17 protein-coding genes are annotated in these 17,480 nt (G+C 62.6%); 15 read left to right on the forward strand and 2 right to left on the reverse strand.

Features of this window, described 5'->3' with window-relative positions:
- Nucleotides 1-507: 507 nt before the first annotated feature.
- Nucleotides 508-1,428 carry a Kdo(2)-lipid IV(A) acyltransferase gene (locus tag QDT79_RS19715; RefSeq protein ID WP_107226430.1) on the forward strand — a complete coding sequence of 307 codons (921 nt, stop codon included), beginning with the start codon at nt 508-510 and terminating at the stop codon, nt 1,426-1,428.
- 176 nt (nt 1,429-1,604) lie between these two features.
- A complete protein-coding gene (gene yjdN / locus QDT79_RS19720; protein WP_063990389.1) occupies nt 1,605-2,024 on the forward strand; it encodes a VOC family metalloprotein YjdN in 420 nt (139 codons plus the stop codon).
- 15 nt (nt 2,025-2,039) lie between these two features.
- On the opposite strand, the gene QDT79_RS19725 is transcribed toward yjdN, so the two are convergent.
- A complete protein-coding gene (locus QDT79_RS19725; protein ID WP_063990390.1) occupies nt 2,040-2,234 on the reverse strand; it encodes a hypothetical protein in 195 nt (64 codons plus the stop codon).
- A gap of 160 nt (nt 2,235-2,394) precedes the next feature.
- Between QDT79_RS19725 and QDT79_RS19730 the strand changes: the two genes are divergently transcribed.
- Both QDT79_RS19730 and kdoO read left to right on the forward strand, forming a co-directional pair.
- Nucleotides 2,395-3,948, forward strand: coding sequence for a sensor domain-containing diguanylate cyclase (locus tag QDT79_RS19730; protein WP_063990391.1), 1,554 nt, complete (start codon nt 2,395-2,397; stop codon nt 3,946-3,948).
- Nucleotides 3,949-4,429: 481 nt separating this feature from the next.
- The gene (gene kdoO, locus QDT79_RS19735) at nt 4,430-5,323 is read left to right on the forward strand and encodes a Kdo hydroxylase KdoO (protein ID WP_308316949.1); all 894 of its coding nucleotides are present in this window, start codon (nt 4,430-4,432) and stop codon (nt 5,321-5,323) included.
- 43 nt (nt 5,324-5,366) lie between these two features.
- Here the strand turns inward: kdoO and paaZ are convergent, their stop codons facing one another.
- A complete protein-coding gene (gene paaZ, locus QDT79_RS19740) occupies nt 5,367-7,433 on the reverse strand; it encodes a phenylacetic acid degradation bifunctional protein PaaZ (protein ID WP_063990393.1) in 2,067 nt (688 codons plus the stop codon).
- A 317-nt stretch (nt 7,434-7,750) separates the two neighbouring features.
- On the opposite strand from paaZ, the gene paaA reads away from it, so the two are divergent.
- The 11 genes from paaA to paaK are packed head-to-tail and all read left to right on the forward strand — an operon-like array spanning nt 7,751 to nt 17,415.
- Entirely contained in the window at nt 7,751-8,689 is a 939-nt protein-coding gene (gene paaA, locus QDT79_RS19745) for a 1,2-phenylacetyl-CoA epoxidase subunit PaaA (protein ID WP_063990394.1), read from the forward strand.
- 21 nt (nt 8,690-8,710) lie between these two features.
- Nucleotides 8,711-8,998 carry a 1,2-phenylacetyl-CoA epoxidase subunit PaaB gene (gene paaB / locus QDT79_RS19750; RefSeq protein ID WP_004935173.1) on the forward strand — a complete coding sequence of 96 codons (288 nt, stop codon included), beginning with the start codon at nt 8,711-8,713 and terminating at the stop codon, nt 8,996-8,998.
- 8 nt (nt 8,999-9,006) lie between these two features.
- Nucleotides 9,007-9,765 (forward strand): 1,2-phenylacetyl-CoA epoxidase subunit PaaC, encoded by a 759-nt coding sequence (gene paaC, locus QDT79_RS19755; RefSeq protein ID WP_063990395.1) that lies wholly within the window; start codon nt 9,007-9,009, stop codon nt 9,763-9,765.
- Nucleotides 9,766-9,774: 9 nt separating this feature from the next.
- Nucleotides 9,775-10,272 (forward strand): 1,2-phenylacetyl-CoA epoxidase subunit PaaD, encoded by a 498-nt coding sequence (gene paaD / locus QDT79_RS19760; protein WP_033653577.1) that lies wholly within the window; start codon nt 9,775-9,777, stop codon nt 10,270-10,272.
- 13 nt (nt 10,273-10,285) lie between these two features.
- A complete protein-coding gene (paaE, locus tag QDT79_RS19765; protein ID WP_063990396.1) occupies nt 10,286-11,344 on the forward strand; it encodes a 1,2-phenylacetyl-CoA epoxidase subunit PaaE in 1,059 nt (352 codons plus the stop codon).
- An 8-nt stretch (nt 11,345-11,352) separates the two neighbouring features.
- A complete protein-coding gene (gene paaF, locus QDT79_RS19770) occupies nt 11,353-12,126 on the forward strand; it encodes a 2,3-dehydroadipyl-CoA hydratase PaaF (RefSeq protein WP_063990397.1) in 774 nt (257 codons plus the stop codon).
- A 3-nt stretch (nt 12,127-12,129) separates the two neighbouring features.
- On the forward strand, nt 12,130-12,921 hold the full coding sequence (gene paaG / locus QDT79_RS19775) for a 2-(1,2-epoxy-1,2-dihydrophenyl)acetyl-CoA isomerase PaaG (protein WP_063990398.1): 792 nt from the start codon (nt 12,130-12,132) through the stop codon (nt 12,919-12,921).
- A 2-nt stretch (nt 12,922-12,923) separates the two neighbouring features.
- Nucleotides 12,924-14,453, forward strand: a complete 1,530-nt coding sequence (locus QDT79_RS19780) for a 3-hydroxyacyl-CoA dehydrogenase (protein ID WP_063990399.1) — start codon at nt 12,924-12,926, stop codon at nt 14,451-14,453.
- Nucleotides 14,450-14,890: a hydroxyphenylacetyl-CoA thioesterase PaaI gene (paaI, locus tag QDT79_RS19785; RefSeq protein ID WP_060419004.1), complete on the forward strand. Its 441-nt coding sequence runs from the start codon at nt 14,450-14,452 to the stop codon at nt 14,888-14,890. Before QDT79_RS19780 ends, paaI begins: the two co-directional genes overlap by 4 nt.
- Nucleotides 14,887-16,092, forward strand: coding sequence for a 3-oxoadipyl-CoA thiolase (pcaF, locus tag QDT79_RS19790; RefSeq protein ID WP_063990400.1), 1,206 nt, complete (start codon nt 14,887-14,889; stop codon nt 16,090-16,092). Before paaI ends, pcaF begins: the two co-directional genes overlap by 4 nt.
- Nucleotides 16,093-16,107: 15 nt before the next feature.
- Complete coding sequence (gene paaK / locus QDT79_RS19795; RefSeq protein ID WP_033635108.1) at nt 16,108-17,415, forward strand: phenylacetate--CoA ligase PaaK; 1,308 nt, start codon at nt 16,108-16,110, stop codon at nt 17,413-17,415.
- Nucleotides 17,416-17,480: the final 65 nt, after the last annotated feature.

Below are 17,480 nucleotides of genomic sequence, written 5' to 3' on the forward strand. Positions count from 1 at the left end.
CGGCAAACGCACAACTTCACACTATGACTATAGTAAAAAATCAGCGGTTTACCCATTTCCGTCCGTCTGAATTTCACCGTGCAAAAAATGATCTGTTTTCATCGCGCTGTCATCTCACAAGGCTAAACTTTAAACATATCCTCCTGGAGGAAACGCCGATGTTCAATGCACCTTTTGTCTTGATTCTCGAGCTACTGTACGCACTGGCCGCCGTTTGGGACGGTTCCGCCGCGTTACTGTTTCATTAAGGTTACATAGCAGTTGTCACTTTTGCGATGTGCTTAATTGTGTCTTTATTTTTCAATTTCGTCAGCCGGTTGAAATAGCGGGAAATACCCTCCCTTTCCTCGGTAAAAATCCTATCTCACTCCGTTTTTCGCCTGCGCTTAAATAAAGTGTAAGAAAAGCATTAATGGAAAATCCTATTTAGCACAAAATGCTCTATCATTCGCCTTATAACAACGTGGGTTAAGGTCCCATTGGGAAAGAAAAGGAATCACAGGAAAAATGTTTTCTAACCAACGCTTTGAGCGCGAATTCTTGCGCCCTCGTTATTGGTTGCTCTGGATAGGGCTGGGAATACTCTATCTCTTGGTATTACTGCCTTACCCGCTCATTTATCGACTCGGACACGGCCTTGGCAGAATAGCCATGCGCCTGATGAAACGCCGGGTAAAAATAGCGCGCCGCAATTTAGCACTCTGCTTCCCCGCAATGCCCGCCGCCGAGCGCGAGGCGCTGATCGTCAAAAATTTTGAGTCCGTCGGCATGGGCCTGTTCGAAGTCGGCATGGCTTGGTTCTGGCCCGACTGGCGCATCGCCCGCTGGTTCAAAGTGAGCGGCATGGAAAACATGCGGCTGGCGCGCCAGGACGGCAAAGGCGTTCTGCTGATCGGTCTGCATTTCCTGACGCTGGAACTGGGCGCACGCATTTTCGGCATGCAAAACCCCGGCATCGGCGTGCATCGCCCGCACAACAACAGGCTGATGGAGTGGGTACAGACCCGCGGCCGGCTGCGCTCGAATAAATTCATGATCGATCGTAAAGATATCAAAGGCATGATCCGCAACCTGAAACAGGGCGAAATCCTGTGGTACGCGCCGGATCACGATTATGGGCCGCAAAGCAGCGTGTTCGCACCGTTCTTCGCGGTGGAAAACGCTGCCACGACCACCGGTACCGTTATCCTGGCGCGCCTGGGGCGGCCGTCGATCGTGCCTTTCGTGCCGCGCCGCCTGCCAAATGCGCAGGGCTATGAGCTGATCGTGCAGCCGCCGCTGACGGACTTCCCGCTGGATGATGAAACGCGCGCGGCGGCCAAGATGAACCGCGTGGTGGAAGAACAGGTGCTGCTGGCCCCCGACCAATATATGTGGCTGCACCGCCGCTTTAAAACCCGCCCACCCGGCGAACCTTCGCTGTATTAACCGCCTTCGCGCCTTCGCCCGTCACGCCGCCGGCGAAGGCGCTCGCCTCGCACAAGCATTCTGCGTCAGGGGAACTACACTAATAAGTCACCGACGGCAATTATTGCCGCCAGCAACCATTTCTTCCTGCTCGAGGGCCGGTCGTTGCCTGTCGGGCCACAACCGAGGTCAATGTCATGCTGGTACAACCCTATCTGTTTTTCAGCGGTAACTGTGAGCAAGCGATTAACTTCTACGTACAGCAGTTGAATGCCAAAATTGAAATGGTCATGCGTTATAAAGACATGCCCGAAGAGGCCCGGCAAGGCGGGCCGCAGGACGCCAATCCGGAAGCGATCATGCATGCGCGCCTGCTGATCGGCGACGGCGTACTAATGGCCTCCGACGGCTGTCCGCAAGATGACAGCGGCGGCGCTTCTCACAAAGGTTTCTCGCTGTCGCTGAACCCCAGCGATGCGGAACAAGGACGCAGACTGTTCGACAATCTGGCGCAGGGCGGCCAGGTAACGATGCCGTACCAAGCTACCTTCTGGGCCAAAGGCTTTGGCATGCTGACCGACAAATTCGGCGTCAACTGGATGATCAACGTGGAATAACCCGTCATGGCGCCGCTAGCCATAGCGGTGCCAGTCATACGCCGCCTTGGCGAACAGCAGGAACAGCAGCGCCAACAGCGCCAATCCCAACCGCCAATAGGGCGACCGGCGCCGCCGCCAGGCGAAGTACATCATCACCGCCAGCGTTCCCAGCGTAAGGGGGTAATACACCGCCAGCGTCAGTAAAGCGATAATGATGTAATCCGACATGGCTCTTTCACTCCAACGTGTTCACACCGCCGCTGATGCGGGTTGCGATCGGCCTTTCGCCCTATCGCCTCGTTAAAGGCTAGAGGTCTAACGCATTTATGCATAAAATATAAGATTGCTCTTAACTCAAATTGAATAGTAATCAAACAACAAGGGTGACATGACTCAGCAGCAACCCATACAGGATGCCGTGCCGGCGCGCAGCGTTAAAAGCTCCCCATTATTATTTCAGGCCGGCGTGTTTGTCATCATCGTTGCCGCCACGCTGATCCTCTTTAACAGCTGGCAAATCTGGAACGCGCACCAGCGCGATCTGCGCAGCGCTGAACATGAATCCGCCAACCTCGCCCGCTCGCTGGCGCAGCATGCCGACGATACTTTCTTGCAGGTGGACGGCAACCTGCTCGATCTGACCGAACGTCTCCAAACCGACGGGTTGGGCCCATCGCAGCTGACGCGGCTGCAGCGCGTCATGCAGACGCAGGTCGGCAACCTGCCGCAGCTGCACGGGCTATTTCTCTACGATGCGCGCGGCCGCTGGCTGGCGACCTCCTCGGGCAAATTCATCAAGAACGCCAACAACGCCGATCGCGATTACTTCAAATACCATCAAAACCGCGACGGCGGCGGCCTGTACATCGGCAAGGTGATCCGCAGCCGCACCACCGGCGATCTGATCATTCCCGTTTCGCGGCGTTTCAACAATCCGGACGGCAGCTTTGGCGGCGTGGTGCTGGCGACGCTGTACGTCGATTATTTCCGCCAGTTTTACGACAGCTTCGCCCTCAACACCGACGCCTCCCTGAATCTGCTGCTGGCGGACGGCACCATCCTTTACCGCCGCCCATACTCGGCGGCGTCGATCGGTAAAAACATCGCCAAGGGCGTGCTGTTCAGCGAAATTTTGCCGCATTCGGAATTCGGTAACGCCACCATCACCTCGCTGTACGACAAAGTGGAGCGTATCTACGGCTATTCGCGGGTCAACCGCTTTCCGTTGGTGATCGCCGCCGGGTTGTCGAAACGCGACGCGCTGGCGGACTGGCGCACCGACGCCGGTCTGTTCGCCGCCGGCGGCCTCTCTCTGCTGATGATCCTGTTGGCGATGGGCATGGTGCTGCTGCGGCAAATCAAGCACAGCATGCAAACCGAAGCCGAGCTGATGCGCACCCGCGATCAGCTGACCAGCATCAACCAGATGCTCGAAGAGCTGGCGCTGCTGGACGGCCTGACCGGGCTGGCCAACCGCCGCCAGTTTGATATCGCGCTGAAGAACGAGCTGGCGCGGGCTTCGCGCAACTACCGCAGCGTGGCGCTGCTGATGCTGGATATCGACTATTTCAAACAGTACAACGACAGCTATGGCCACGTCGCCGGTGACCAGTGCCTGCAGCAGATCGGCCAAACGCTCAAAGGATTGGCATGCCGAAGCAACGACGTGCTGGCGCGTTACGGCGGCGAAGAGATGGGGATTATCCTGCCGGATACCGACGTTCAGGGCGCGCTGATTTTCGCCGAACGCGTCATCCAGGCGGTGCGCGATCTGAAAATTCCGCATCAGGGCAACCCGCACGGCATCGTCACTATCAGCATCGGCATCTGCGCCAAAGTGCCGCATATGTATAACGATACGCCGATCAGCTTTATCAATGAGGCGGACAGTGCGTTATATCAGGCCAAGAAAAAAGGCAAAAACTGCATTTACGGCGCTTAATCATTACTCGGGTCACCAAAATTTGGCGGCCCGATTTATTCTACCGACAAAATGAAATAATTCCCCTCCGCAACATTATTTCCCCGGTTTACCCTGCACGTTGAATAGAATAACGCCAATAAATAAGCAGAATATTTATTTTCATTATAATTCAATAAGATAAAAACTCGCCATTCCGCAGACAATTCGTGCCATTTTTGATTATTCGTGCCCACGCACAGCCCCGTTTAGCCCTCGTTTACTTTTCATTGGTATTGCCGGTGATACCCTTATTGGGACTATTCTCTATATCAGGAAGCCATCGCACGCTTCGGCGCACTGCTCCCTGCTGATACATCCATAATAGAACCCACAAATTTCACGTTGCAATTGGGCGGCCTGTTGACGCCGCTCCAGCCAGCCACTGCGCAAGCCAGTGCAGCCAATCACGCGGCAACCTGAAAGGCGGGAATAAAGCGATATAGATTTGCGAGGAGATCTCATGCCTACTGGCGATATTATACGTGAACAAGCCGTCCTGACGCTGCCGTTACGACAATGGGCGGCGCAAGAAGCATCCAGCGCGGTCAGCGAACTGGAACAGGGCAAGGTGCTGTTTCTGCCCGAACTGGCCTTCACCCTGTCTGAACAGGAAATGCCGCTGCTGGATCCGTCGTTGGTCGATCCGAAGCGCAAAAACATTAGCTATCAACCGCTGTCCGGCAAGCTGAGCGGCGTCGCCGTCGCGGAACGCCGCCAGCAGGTTCAGCAACTGCTGGAGCGCTATTACCAATCCTGCCGCCAGCTGATCGCCGGGCTGTTGCCTGAGTATCAGGAGGGGCTGCACCACCCGACCGGCAGCCTGCGCTTGCATCCGGTCTCCGCCTGGCGGGCGACCAGTTCCTGGCGCAAAGACGATAGCCGGCTGCACGTCGACGCTTTCCCGTCGCGCCCGAACTACGGTGAACGCATTCTGCGCATTTTCACCAACATCAATCCGCACGGCGAGCATCGCCAATGGCGGGTCGGCGAGCCGTTCCCTGAGCTGGCAACACGCTTTATGCCGCGCCTCGCACGCTACTCCGCCTTCAGCAGCTGGTTGCAGCATCAGGTGCGCATCACCAAAACCCGCCGCAGCCATTATGACCACCTGATGCTGCAGTTGCATGACGCCATGAAGGCCGACGGCGATTATCAGCAACAGGGGCCGCAGCTGGCGCTGGCGTTCCCGCCGGGCAGCAGTTGGATTTGCTTCTCGGACCAAACGCCGCACGCCGCGATGGGCGGCCAGTTTATGCTGGAACAGACTTTCCTGCTGCCGGTCAATAAAATGCAGGATCCGCAGCGTTCACCGCTGAAAGTGCTGGAACAGCTGCGCGGCCAGCCGTTGATCTGACTGATTCGCCGCCGCCGGGGATGCCGGCGGCGGCCAACGCGCATCACGCCTCGAAGTCCCCCTGTTGGCGCGCCACCAGCGTCAGAATGCTGTACAGCGCCACCGGCTGCTGTTCCTGATTCAACACCTGCACATCCCACACCACCACGCCGTGCGGGCGATCTTCGGCGGTTTTCTGCGGCTTGCGGATTTTCTTTTTACAGGTCAATCGCACCTGAATGGTGTCGCCGATCTTCACCGGTTCGATAAAGCGCAGATTCTCCATGCCGTAGTTGGCGATCACCGGCCCGACGGCGGCGTCGACAAACAGCCCGGCCGCGGCGGACACCACAAAGTAACCGTGCGCCACCCGCTCGCCGAACAGCGAGTCGGCGGCGCCGATCTTGTCCATGTGCGCGTAAAAATGGTCGCCGCTCAGGCAGGCGAAGTTGACGATATCCGCTTCGGTCACGGTGCGGCGCGCGGTCAACAGGCTGTCGCCCAGCTGCAGCTGCTCGAAGTATTTCCGGAACGGATGCACCGGATGCTCGGCGACCGGCGCGCCGCGCACCCATTCGCCGCCGATGGCCGCCAGCATCGCCGGGCTGCCCTGGATCGCCGTGCGCTGCATATAGTGTTTCACCGCGCGCAGCCCGCCCAGCTCTTCACCGCCGCCGGCGCGCCCCGGGCCGCCGTGCACCAGCATCGGCAGCGGCGAACCGTGGCCGGTGGACTCCGCCGCCGCCTGCTCATCTAAAATCAACATGCGGCCGTGGGCGCAGGCCGCCGCGCGAATGAAGCGCGTGGCCAATGCCGGATCGGCGGTCACCAGCGATCCCGCCAGGCTGCCCTGCCCCAGCAACGCCAACGCGATCGCCTGCTCGGTATCCGCATACGGCATCAGGGTCGCCACCGGGCCGAAGGCCTCGGTGCCGTGCACCGCCTGATGGGTCAACGGATCGGCGCAATACAGCAGGGTCGGCGGATAAAACGCCCCGCCGCGCGCGCCGTCGCCCAGCACGTCCAGCTTATCCAGCGCCGCGCCACAGAGCGGTTCGCAGCCGTTGCGCAGCAGGAACTCCACCTTGCTTTGCACATCTTCACGCTGCTCGTGGCTGACCAATGCCCCCATGCGCACCTGCTCCAGCTGCGGGTCGCCCACCGTCACCCCCGCCAGACGCTGCAACAGGGCCTGACGCACCGCCGCCACCTGCGCCGCCGGCACGATGATGCGGCGGATCGCGGTGCATTTCTGCCCTGCCTTGGCGGTCATTTCACGGCACACTTCTTTGATAAACAGCGCAAACTCGGGCATTTCCGGCGTCACGTCTTCCGCCAGCACGCAGCAGTTGAGCGAATCCGCCTCCATGGTGAACGCGACCGATTTTTCCAACAGACGCGGGTGTGCCCGCAGTCGCTGTCCGGTCTGCGCCGAGCCGGTAAAGGTCACCGCATCCTGGTAATCCAGGTGCGCAAACATGTCGCCGACACCGCCGCAAACCAGCTGCAGCGCCCCTTCCGGCACCATCCCGCTGTCGACGATCAGCCTGACCATCGCCTGCGTCAGCTGCGCGGTGGCGGTGGCCGGCTTGATAATGGCCGGCATGCCCGCCAGCCAGGTCGGCGCCAGTTTTTCCAGCATGCCCCAGCAGGGGAAGTTGAAGGCGTTGATGTGCAGCGCCACGCCGGGGCGCGAGGTCAGCACGTGGCGGGCGGCGAACTGCGCCTGTTTCGACAATGGGATCAACTCGTCTTCCGGCCACAGGGTATCGTCCGGCAGATCGCGGCCGGCCATGCCGGCATAGGCGAACAGCGTGGCGATGCCGCCCTCGATATCGACCCAGCCGTCGCTGCGCGTCGCGCCGGTTTGATAGGAAATCTGATACAGCGCCTCTTTATGCGCCAGCAGGTGTTTCGCCACCGCTTTCAGCATCTGGGCGCGCTGCTGGAATGTCATGTGCGCCAGCGCCGGCCCGCCGTGGCTGCGCGCATAGCTCAGGCTCGCCGCCAACGGCAGGCCGTCGGAGCAGACCTGGTACAGCGCTTCGCCGGTCACGGCGTGGCGGATCTGGCGCCCCTCTCCCTGCCCGTACACCCAGGCCCCAGAAAGATAACTGTGTAACTGCTGCATGTGCCCTCCGGAATTCATAAATTTTCACCTTATAGCTTAATTACGTATCACATAAACGCCAGCCCGCGCCAAACCAAATTTTAACAAAAATAAAACAAAAGGCGCTTTCAGAGCGTTTCATCTGTCATAAACCAGGCATCAATCACTTTATTTATCAAATAAAATCAAAATTATAACAAAACACCCTGTGAGTCACCTCGCAAAACCACATGAATTACGTTTGATCTTTTTGTTATCAGTTTGTAGCCTTATGGTTAGTTAAAGTGATTCACATTTTTACCATTTATGTGAAAAATACGAATCATCAAGAGGAAAGCATGATAACTGAAGCACAGTATCAGCAGCATTTCGACGACAAGATCGCGGCGGATATCGCCATTGAGGCCAAAGACTGGATGCCGGACGCCTACCGTCAGAATCTGATTCGGCAGATCGGCCAACACGCCCACTCGGAAGTCATCGGCATGCTGCCGGAAGCCAACTGGCTGACGCGCGCCCCCACGCTGCGCCGCAAGGCGGTGCTGCTGGCCAAAGTGCAGGACGAAGCCGGCCACGGTCTGTATCTCTACAGCGCCGCCGAGACCCTCGGCTGTTCGCGCCAGGACATCTACCAAAAGATGCTCGACGGCAAGATGAAGTACTCCTCTATCTTCAATTACCCCACGCTCAACTGGGCGGATATCGGCGTGATCGGCTGGCTGGTCGACGGCGCCGCCATCGTCAACCAGGTGGCGCTGTGCCGCGCGTCCTACGGCCCCTATGCGCGGGCGATGGTGAAGATTTGCAAAGAGGAAAGTTTCCACCAGCGCCAGGGCTACGAGGCGGTCATGGCGATGGCCAACGGCAGCGACACGCAGCGCGCCATGCTGCAGGACGCCATCGATCGCTTCTGGTGGCCGGTGCTGATGATGTTCGGCCCGAGCGACGCCGACTCCCCCCACAGCGCCCAAAGCATGGCGTGGAAGATCAAACGCCACAGCAACGATGAGCTGCGGCAGAAGTTCGTCGACAACACCGTGCCGCAGCTTGAAGCGCTGGGTATGACGGCGCCGGATCCTGATCTGCACTGGGACGCCGCTGCGGGCCACTATCGTTTCGGCGAAATCGACTGGAGCGAGCTGCATGAGGTGATAAAAGGGCGCGGCCAATGCAACCACGAACGCCTGCAGGCCAAACGCCGCGCCTGGGAAGACGGCGCCTGGGTGCGCGACGGCGCCATGGCCCACGCCGCGAAAAACGCCGCCTCCGCCGCATAGCCAACATAAGGAACCGAGATCATGAGCCACGTTGAATGGCCGCTGTATGAAGTGTTTATCCGCAGCAAACAAGGGCTGGCGCATCGCCACGTCGGCAGCCTGCACGCTGCCGACGATCAAATGGCGCTGGAAAATGCCCGCGACGCCTATACGCGCCGCAACGAAGGCTGCTCGATCTGGGTGGTACAGTCGCGCCACCTGATCGCCTCGCAGCCGGAAGATCGCGGCGCGTTCTTCGATCCGTCCGAAGACAAGATCTACCGTCATCCGACGTTTTACACCATTCCCGACGGCATCAAGAACATGTAGAGGCGACCATGACGGTTAACGATCCGCGCATCAGCTATTTGCTCCGCCAGGGCGACACGCCTTTGATCCTCGCCCAGCGCCTGTGCGCCTGGTGCGGCCACGCGCCCGAGCTGGAAATCGATCTGGCGTTGGCCAACATCGGGCTCGATCTGCTCGGCCAGGCGCGCAACTTTCTGGGTTACGCCGCCGAACTGGCCGGCCCGCCCTGCAGCGAAGACAGCCTGGCCTTCGGCCGCGACGAGCGCCAGTTTCATAACCTGCTGTTGGCGGAGCAGCCGAACGGCGGTTTCAACGACACGCTGGTGCGTCAGTTCCTGCTCGATGCCTACCATGTACAGCTGCACCAGGCGCTGAGCCGCAGCCGCGATGCGCAGATCGCCGCCATCGCCGCCAAGTCATTGAAGGAGGCCGATTATCACCTGCGCTTCAGCCACGGCTGGATGATCCGCCTGGGCGACGGCAACGACGTCAGCCACCGCAAGATCCAGCAATCGCTGGATAACCTGTGGCGCTTCACCGCCGAGCTGTTCCACGCCGACGCGCTGGAGCTGGAACTGGCGCAACAAGGCATCGCCGTCGATCCGCGCGAACTGCAGGCCCCCTGGCAAGCGCAGGTGGAAGAGACGCTGCGCCAGGCGACGCTGGCGCTGCCTGCCGAACAGGCGTTCCGGCACGGCGGCAAGCAAGGCCGGCACAGCGAACACCTCGGCCCGCTGCTGGCGGAAATGCAGTTCCTGCAGCGCGCCTATCCAAACGGTCAATGGTAGGAGGCCGCGATGAACGTCACCCGTTTGCAACCCGCCGAAATCCCGCAGATTTGGCACTGCCTGCAGCAGATCAGCGATCCCGAACTGCCGGTGCTGTCGATCACTGATTTGGGCATGGTGCGCGACGTGGCGCGCGACGGCGCGGGCTGGCGCGTGACCTTCACCCCGACATACTCCGGCTGCCCGGCCACCGAATTTCTGCTCAACGCCATCGAACAGCGGCTGGCGGCCGCCGGCTTCAGCCCGGTGCAGGTGGACATTCGCCTCAGCCCGGCCTGGACCACCGACTGGATGAACGCCGACGCCCGCGAGCGGCTGCGGCAATACGGCGTAGCGCCACCGCAGGGGCACACCTGCGATCGGCCGCACGCCCACGGCCCGGTAGCCTGCCCGCGCTGCGGCAGCACCCACAGCGAGAAGATCAGCGAGTTCGGCTCCACCGCCTGTAAAGCGCTGTACCGCTGCTGCGACTGCCGGGAACCGTTCGATTATTTCAAATGCATATAGGAGCGCTGACACCATGACGGTCTTTCATCGCCTGAATGTCGCCGCCATCGAGCGCGAAACGCCGGACGCCGTAGCCATCACCCTGCGGGTGCCCGAAGAGCTGCAAAACCAATACCGCTATACCCCCGGCCAGCACCTGACGCTCAAGGCGTTGGTCAACGGCGAAGAGCTGCGGCGTTGCTACTCCATCTGCAGTTCGCCGCAGGAAGGCCTGCTGCAGATCGGCGTGAAGGCGATTGACCAGGGGCGCTTCTCCGGCTTCGTCAACCGCATGCTGAAGGTCGGCGACGCGCTGGAGGTGATGGTGCCTCAGGGGCGCTTCGGCTACCAGCCGCAGGCAGAGCGCCACGGCAACTACCTGGCGATCGCCGCCGGCTCCGGCATCACGCCGATGCTGTCGATCATCAAGGCGACGCTGCTGCTCGAACCGGGCAGCAGCTTCACCCTGATCTACGGCAACCGCAACAGCCGTTCGATGATGTTCAAAGAGGCGCTGTCGGATCTGAAAAACCGCTACCCGCAACGTTTTCAGCCGCTGTATCTGTTCAGCCAGGAAAGTCTCGACAGCCCGTTGCTCAGCGGCCGCATCGACCGTGAACGCCTGACGGCGATCGGCGGCGCGCTGCTGGATTTCCGCGACTATGACCACGCCTTTATCTGCGGGCCGGAATCGATGATGGACGACGCGCAAACCGTACTGGAACAGGCCGGCGTCCCGGCCGACCACATCCACAGCGAACGCTTCAACACCAGTGGCCTGGTCGCCCGCCCGCGAAGCAGCGGCGATCGCAACGCCACCCGGGTGGCGATCCTGCTTGACGGCCGCCGGTTGGATATCGAGGTCGGCGAACAGGACGACAGCATTCTCGACGCCGCGCTGCGCCAGGGAGCCGACCTGCCCTACGCCTGCAAAGGCGGCGTATGCGCCACCTGCAAATGCCGTCTGAAGGCCGGCCAGGTGGAGATGGGCGTCAACTACAGCCTGGAGCCGGATCAGTTGGCGGCGGGTTACGTATTGAGCTGCCAGTCGTGGCCGAAAGGCGACGGCGTGGTATTGGACTTCGACGTCTAGGAGCCGCGATGGACACCCCCTTTATTTTGCATCAGCAGCAGCACCGCGTGGTCACGCTGACGCTGCATCGCCCGGAGGCGCGTAACGCCCTGAGCACGCCGTGCCTGGAACAGCTGGTTGCCCGACTGGAGCAGGCCGACGCCGACAGCGGCGTGGGCGCCGTGGTGATCGCCGGCGCGGCGCGCTTCTTCGCCGCCGGTGCCGATCTGCGCGAACTGCAACAGCAGGATCTGGCGGCCGCGCTGGCGGATCGCCGTCCGCAGCTGTGGCAGCGTCTGGCGCAGTTCAGCAAGCCGCTGCTGGCGGCGGTGAACGGTTATGCCCTGGGCGCCGGCTGCGAGCTGGCGCTGGCCTGCGACATCGTCATCGGCGGCGAAAGCGCCCGCTTCGGCCTGCCGGAGATCACCCTCGGCCTGATGCCGGGCGCCGGAGGCACCCAGCGCCTGATCCGCTGCGTCGGCAAGTCGCGCGCCAGCCAGATGGTGCTGACCGGTGAGCCCATCGATGCCCGCACCGCGCTGCAGGCCGGCCTGATCAGCGAAGTGTGCGTCGATGCCCTGACGCTGGAACGCACACAGCAGATGGCCGATCGCATCAGCCGTCAAGCGCCGTTGGCGCTGCGCGCCGCCAAACAGGCGCTGAAACAGGCCGAGGAAACCGGCCTTAGCCAGGGGCTGGCGATGGAGCGTCAGCAGTTCGTCACCCTGGCCGCCACCGACGATCGCCGCGAAGGCATCGCCGCCTTTTTCGAAAAACGTACGCCAAACTATCAGGGGCGCTGATTTATGGATAACGCATTGATTCTCAGCCATCTCGACGCCGGCGTGTTGACGCTGACCCTCAACCGGCCGGATCGGCTCAACAGCTTTAACGATGAGATGCATCGCCAGCTGAGCGAAGCGCTGACGCAAGCCGAGCGCGACGACAGCGTACGCTGCCTGCTGATCGCCGGTGCCGGGCGCGGTTTCTGCGCCGGGCAGGATCTCAACGATCGCAACGTCAGCGCCGATCAGCAGGCGCCGGATCTCGGCCTGTCGGTCGAACGTTTTTACAACCCCCTGATCCGTCGCCTGACCGCCCTGCCGAAGCCGGTGGTATGCGCAGTCAACGGCGTGGCGGCCGGCGCCGGCGCCGCGCTGGCCCTGGCGTGCGATATCGTCATCGCCGCCGACAATGCCAGCTTCATTCAGTCGTTCTGCCGTCTGGGGCTGGTGCCTGACTCCGGCGGCAGCTGGTTCCTGCCGCGGCTGGCCGGCCACGCCCGCGCGATGGGCATGGCCTTACTGGGTGACAAAATCAGCGCCCAACAGGCGCTGGCGTGGGGCATGATCTGGCAGGTGGTGCCGGCGGATGAATTGGCCGACCGCACGCAAACGCTGGCACGCCATCTGGCCACCCAGCCGACCTACGGCCTGGGGCTGATCAAGAAAGCCCTCTACAGCTCGGCCACCAACAGCCTCGATCAGCAGCTCGATCTGGAGCGCGATCTGCAACGCCTGGGCGGCCGCAGCGACGACTATCGCGAAGGCGTCAGCGCGTTCTTTGCCAAACGCACGCCAAACTTCAGCGGGAAATAGCCATGAACGCGCCCCTTCTTAACGGCCAGGTGGCGGTGATCGGCGCCGGCACCATGGGCATCGGCATCGCCCAGGTGGCCGCCGCCGCCGGTCACCCGGTGCGGCTGTTCGACATCGCGCCCGCCGCCGCCCAGCGCGCGATCGACGATCTCGCTCGCCGCCTGCGCCAGCGGGTTAACGGCGGCAAGGCCGACGCCGCGATCACCGAAGCCCTGCTGGCGCGTCTCGAGCGCGCCGACTCGCTCGATCAACTGGCCGACTGCACGCTGGTGATTGAAGCGGTGGCGGAAAATCTGGCGATCAAACAGGGCCTGTTCCGCGATCTGGAGGCGCTCTGCTCGCCCACGGCGCTGTTCGCCAGCAATACCTCGTCGCTGTCGATCACCGCCATCGCCGGGGCACTGCAGCACCCGGCACGCATGGCCGGGCTGCACTTCTTCAACCCGGCGCCGCTGATGAAGCTGGTGGAGATCGTCAGCGGTCTGGAGACCGGCGCCGAGACCCTCGCCGCGCTGCAGGCCCTGGCGCAGCGCTGGGGTAAGCAAAGCGTCGTGTGCCGCTCGACGCCGGGGTTTATCGTCAACCGCGTGGCGCGGCCGTTCTATGCCGAAACCCTGCGCGCGCTGGAGGAACGGGTGGCCGACGCCGCCACGCTGGACGCTGTCTTGCGCGACGCCGGCGGTTTCGCCATGGGCCCGCTGCAGTTGACCGATCTGATCGGCCAGGACGTCAATTACGCCGTGACCGACTCGGTGTATCAGGCCTTCTATCAGGATCCGCGCTTCACTCCCTCACTGGTGCAACAGGAGCTGGTGGCCGCCGGGCGCCTCGGCCGCAAGTCCGGCCGCGGTTTCTACCACTACGACGCACCGCGATCCGCTACCGAGATCGCCTTTGCGTCACCGGCGCAGGCCGCGCTGCCGCAACACGTTACGCTGCACGGCGACTGGTCTTCGCTGGCCGATTTGGCGGAACTGTTGATCGAAAATGCGGGGGCGATCAAACAACCCGGCCAGACCAGCCCGCACGTCACGATCGACGACGTTACACTGATGTTAACTAATGGTAAAACCGCCGGCCAACTGGCCGACGAACGTGGAACACCCGTGGTGCTGTTCGATCTCTGTGCCGACTATGCGCACGCCCCCGCCATCGCCATCAGCTGCGCGGCGCAAAACGATGCGCAACACAATGCCAAAGCGATTCGCCTGCTGCAGTCCCTCGGCAAGCAGGTCATTCCGTTGCCGGATTACCCCGGCCTGCTGACGATGCGCACCCTGGCCATGCTGGCCAACGAAGCGCTCGACGTGGTGAACAAAGGCGTCGCCAGCGCCGAAGATACCGATCTGGCGATGCTGCGCGGCGTCAACTATCCGCGCGGGCCGCTGGCCTGGGGCGCCGCGCTCGGCTGGCACCACATTCTGACGACGCTGGAAAACCTGCAACGCTATTACGGCGAAGCGCGCTATCGCCCGATGCCGCTGCTGCGCCGCTACGCTTCCCCCGCCTCTTTCCCAGGAGCCGAACGATGAACGCCAATACGCCGCGCGCGCTGGCTCAGCGCTGCGCCGAACAGATGTTTCAGCAAGATACCTGCGCTCAGGCGATGGGGATGCACATCGACGCCGTCGATGCCGGGTACGCTCAGGTCAGCATGACCGTCGGCCCGCAGATGCTCAACGGCCACCAGACCTGCCACGGCGGCCAGCTGTTCAGCCTGGCGGACACCGCCTTCGCCTACGCCTGCAACAGCCAGGGGCTGGCGGCGGTGGCCTCCGGCTGCAGCATCGACTTCGTCCGCCCGGCGCTGGCCGGCGACCGCCTCACCGCCAGCGCGGAGATGCGCCATCAGGGCAAAGCCACCGGGCTGTATGACGTCGAGATCGTTAACCAACTGGGCAAAACCGTCGCCTGGTTCCGCGGCCGCGCGCACCGCCTCGGTCACAGCATTTTAGGAGATCAGGCATGAATCAGGCATTTATCTGCGACGGCGTGCGCACCCCGATCGGCCGCTATGGCGGCGCGCTGGCCCAGGTGCGCGCCGACGACCTCGCCGCCCTGCCGCTGCGCGTGCTGTTGGAACGCCATCCGCAGGTGGATTGGGCGCAGCTGGACGACGTGATCCTCGGCTGCGCCAACCAGGCCGGGGAAGACAACCGCAATCTGGCACGCATGGCGCTGCTGCTGGCCGGCGTGCCGATCGGCGTGTCCGGCACCACGGTGAACCGCCTGTGCGGTTCGGGCCTGGATGCGCTGGCAATGGCGGCGCGCAGCATCAAAGCCGGCGACGCCGGGCTGCTGCTGGCGGGCGGCGCGGAATCGATGACCCGTGCGCCGCTGGTGATGGGCAAGGCCGACAGCGCCTTCAGCCGCCAGGCGCAGCTGTACGACACCACCCTCGGCTGGCGCTTCGTCAATCCGCGGATGCAGGCCGAGTTCGGCACCGATTCGATGCCGGAGACCGCCGAAAACGTCGCGGCGCAGTTCAACATCAGCCGTGCCGATCAGGACGCCTTTGCGCTGCGCAGCCAGCAGCGCGCCGCCCGGGCGCAGGCGCTGGGCCACCTGGCGCAGGAGATAGCGCCCGTCAGTCTCACCGGTAAAAAAGGCGCGGTGACGCTGTTTAGCCAGGATGAACACCCGCGCGCCGACACCACCTTTGATCAGCTGCAGGCGCTGAAACCCCCGTTCCGTCAGCCCGGCAGCGTCACCGCCGGCAACGCCTCGGGCCTGAACGACGGTGCGGCGGCCCTGATCGTCGCCTCCGAAGCGATGGCCGCGCGCCAGGGGCTGACGCCGCGCGCGCGCATCGTTGCCACCGCCACCTGCGGCGTGGAGCCACGGCTGATGGGTATTGGTCCGCTGCCGGCCACCCGCAAGGTGCTGGAAATCGCCGGGCTGAGCCTGGCGCAGATGGATGTTATCGAACTGAACGAAGCGTTCGCCGCCCAGGCGTTGGCGGTGATGCGCCAGCTTGGCTTGCCGGACGATGCCCCGCAGGTCAACCCCAACGGCGGCGCGATCGCTCTGGGGCATCCGCTGGGCATGAGCGGCGCGCGCCTGGCGCTGGCCGCCCTGTTTGAACTGGAACGGCGAGCCGGCCGCTACGCGCTTTGCACCATGTGCATCGGCGTCGGCCAAGGCATCGCCATGATCATTGAGCGTGTCTGACCCCTGAGGCTAACCATGACAATAAATCCACAGCCCCTCGAAACGATCGAATTCGCCTCGCGCGATGAGATTGAAGCGTTGCAGTTGGCGCGTCTGAAGTGGACGCTGCACCACGCCTACGACAATGTACCGATGTACAAACGCAAATTCGACCAGGCCGGCGTGCACCCCGACGATCTCAAACAGCTGAGCGATCTGGCGCGCTTCCCCTACACCACCAAGCAGGATCTGCGCGACAACTACCCGTTCGACACCTTCGCGGTGCCGATGGAACAGGTGGTGCGCATCCACGCCTCCTCGGGCACCACCGGCCGCCCGACGGTGGTGGGTTACACCCAGCGCGACATCGATAACTGGGCCGATATCGTCGCCCGATGCCTGCGCGCCGGCGGCGCCACCGCCAAAGACAAGGTGCACGTCGCCTACGGTTACGGCCTGTTCACCGGCGGCCTGGGTGCGCACTACGGCGCGGAGCGGCTCGGCGCGACGGTGATCCCGATGTCCGGCGGCCAGACGGAACGCCAGGCGCAGCTGATCCTCGATTTCAAACCCGACATTATCATGGTGACGCCGTCCTATTGCCTGACGCTGATCGACGAGTTGGAGCGCAAGATGGGCGGCGACGCGCGCGGCTGCTCGCTGCGGCTCGGCGTGTTCGGCGCCGAACCCTGGACTGAAGCCCTGCGCCACGAGATCGAAACCCGCATGGGCATCAAGGCGCTGGATATTTACGGCCTGTCGGAAGTGATGGGGCCGGGCGTGGCGATGGAGTGTCTGGAAAGCGGCGGCGGCCCTACCATTTGGGAAGACCACTTCCTGCCGGAGATCATCTGCCCGGAAACCGGCGTCGCCCTGCCGGACGGCGAGCACGGCGAACTGGTGTTCACCACCCTGACCAAAGAGGCGCTGCCGGTGATCCGCTACCGCACCCGCGATCTCACCCGGCTGCTGCCGGGCGACGCGCGCCAGATGCGCCGCATGGGCAAGATCACCGGCCGCTCCGACGACATGCTGATCATCCGCGGCGTCAACGTCTTCCCGTCGCAGGTGGAAGAGCAGATCATGCAGTTCGAGCAGCTGTCGCCGCACTACCAGCTGCAAGTCAGCCGCAGCGGGCACCTGGACACGCTGGCAGTGCGCGTCGAGCTCAAGGAGTCGGCGCTCAGCCTCAGTCACCAGCAGCGTTGCGACATCTGCCACCAGCTGCGCCACCACATCAAATCGATCGTGGGCGTCAGCACCGACGTCAGCATCGCCAACTGCGGCGATATTCCGCGCTCGGAAGGCAAAGCGCAGCGCGTGGTCGATTTGCGGCCGCGCTGAAGCGCACGGCGTCACGGATGACGCCGCCCCAAATTAGGCGTAATGTTATGGCTCATCGAAGGCTA

This window comes from Serratia marcescens, from assembly GCF_029846115.1.
Classification (GTDB): domain Bacteria; phylum Pseudomonadota; class Gammaproteobacteria; order Enterobacterales; family Enterobacteriaceae; genus Serratia; species Serratia marcescens_L.

What these genes read in the sequence shown, in the direction of transcription:
- paaF (WP_063990397.1), top strand. Translation starts at nt 11,353, where the DNA reads ATGGACACCCCCTTTATTTTGCATCAGCAGCAGCACCGCGTGGTCACG.
- paaB (WP_004935173.1), top strand. Translation starts at nt 8,711, where the DNA reads ATGAGCCACGTTGAATGGCCGCTGTATGAAGTGTTTATCCGCAGCAAA.
- paaC (WP_063990395.1), top strand. Translation starts at nt 9,007, where the DNA reads ATGACGGTTAACGATCCGCGCATCAGCTATTTGCTCCGCCAGGGCGAC.
- pcaF (WP_063990400.1), top strand. Translation starts at nt 14,887, where the DNA reads ATGAATCAGGCATTTATCTGCGACGGCGTGCGCACCCCGATCGGCCGC.
- paaG (WP_063990398.1), top strand. Translation starts at nt 12,130, where the DNA reads ATGGATAACGCATTGATTCTCAGCCATCTCGACGCCGGCGTGTTGACG.
- yjdN (WP_063990389.1), top strand. Translation starts at nt 1,605, where the DNA reads ATGCTGGTACAACCCTATCTGTTTTTCAGCGGTAACTGTGAGCAAGCG.
- QDT79_RS19715 (WP_107226430.1), top strand. Translation starts at nt 508, where the DNA reads ATGTTTTCTAACCAACGCTTTGAGCGCGAATTCTTGCGCCCTCGTTAT.
- paaA (WP_063990394.1), top strand. Translation starts at nt 7,751, where the DNA reads ATGATAACTGAAGCACAGTATCAGCAGCATTTCGACGACAAGATCGCG.
- QDT79_RS19730 (WP_063990391.1), top strand. Translation starts at nt 2,395, where the DNA reads ATGACTCAGCAGCAACCCATACAGGATGCCGTGCCGGCGCGCAGCGTT.
- QDT79_RS19780 (WP_063990399.1), top strand. Translation starts at nt 12,924, where the DNA reads ATGAACGCGCCCCTTCTTAACGGCCAGGTGGCGGTGATCGGCGCCGGC.
- QDT79_RS19725 (WP_063990390.1), bottom strand. Translation starts at nt 2,234, where the DNA reads ATGTCGGATTACATCATTATCGCTTTACTGACGCTGGCGGTGTATTAC.
- paaK (WP_033635108.1), top strand. Translation starts at nt 16,108, where the DNA reads ATGACAATAAATCCACAGCCCCTCGAAACGATCGAATTCGCCTCGCGC.
- kdoO (WP_308316949.1), top strand. Translation starts at nt 4,430, where the DNA reads ATGCCTACTGGCGATATTATACGTGAACAAGCCGTCCTGACGCTGCCG.
- paaZ (WP_063990393.1), bottom strand. Translation starts at nt 7,433, where the DNA reads ATGCAGCAGTTACACAGTTATCTTTCTGGGGCCTGGGTGTACGGGCAG.
- paaE (WP_063990396.1), top strand. Translation starts at nt 10,286, where the DNA reads ATGACGGTCTTTCATCGCCTGAATGTCGCCGCCATCGAGCGCGAAACG.
- paaD (WP_033653577.1), top strand. Translation starts at nt 9,775, where the DNA reads ATGAACGTCACCCGTTTGCAACCCGCCGAAATCCCGCAGATTTGGCAC.
- paaI (WP_060419004.1), top strand. Translation starts at nt 14,450, where the DNA reads ATGAACGCCAATACGCCGCGCGCGCTGGCTCAGCGCTGCGCCGAACAG.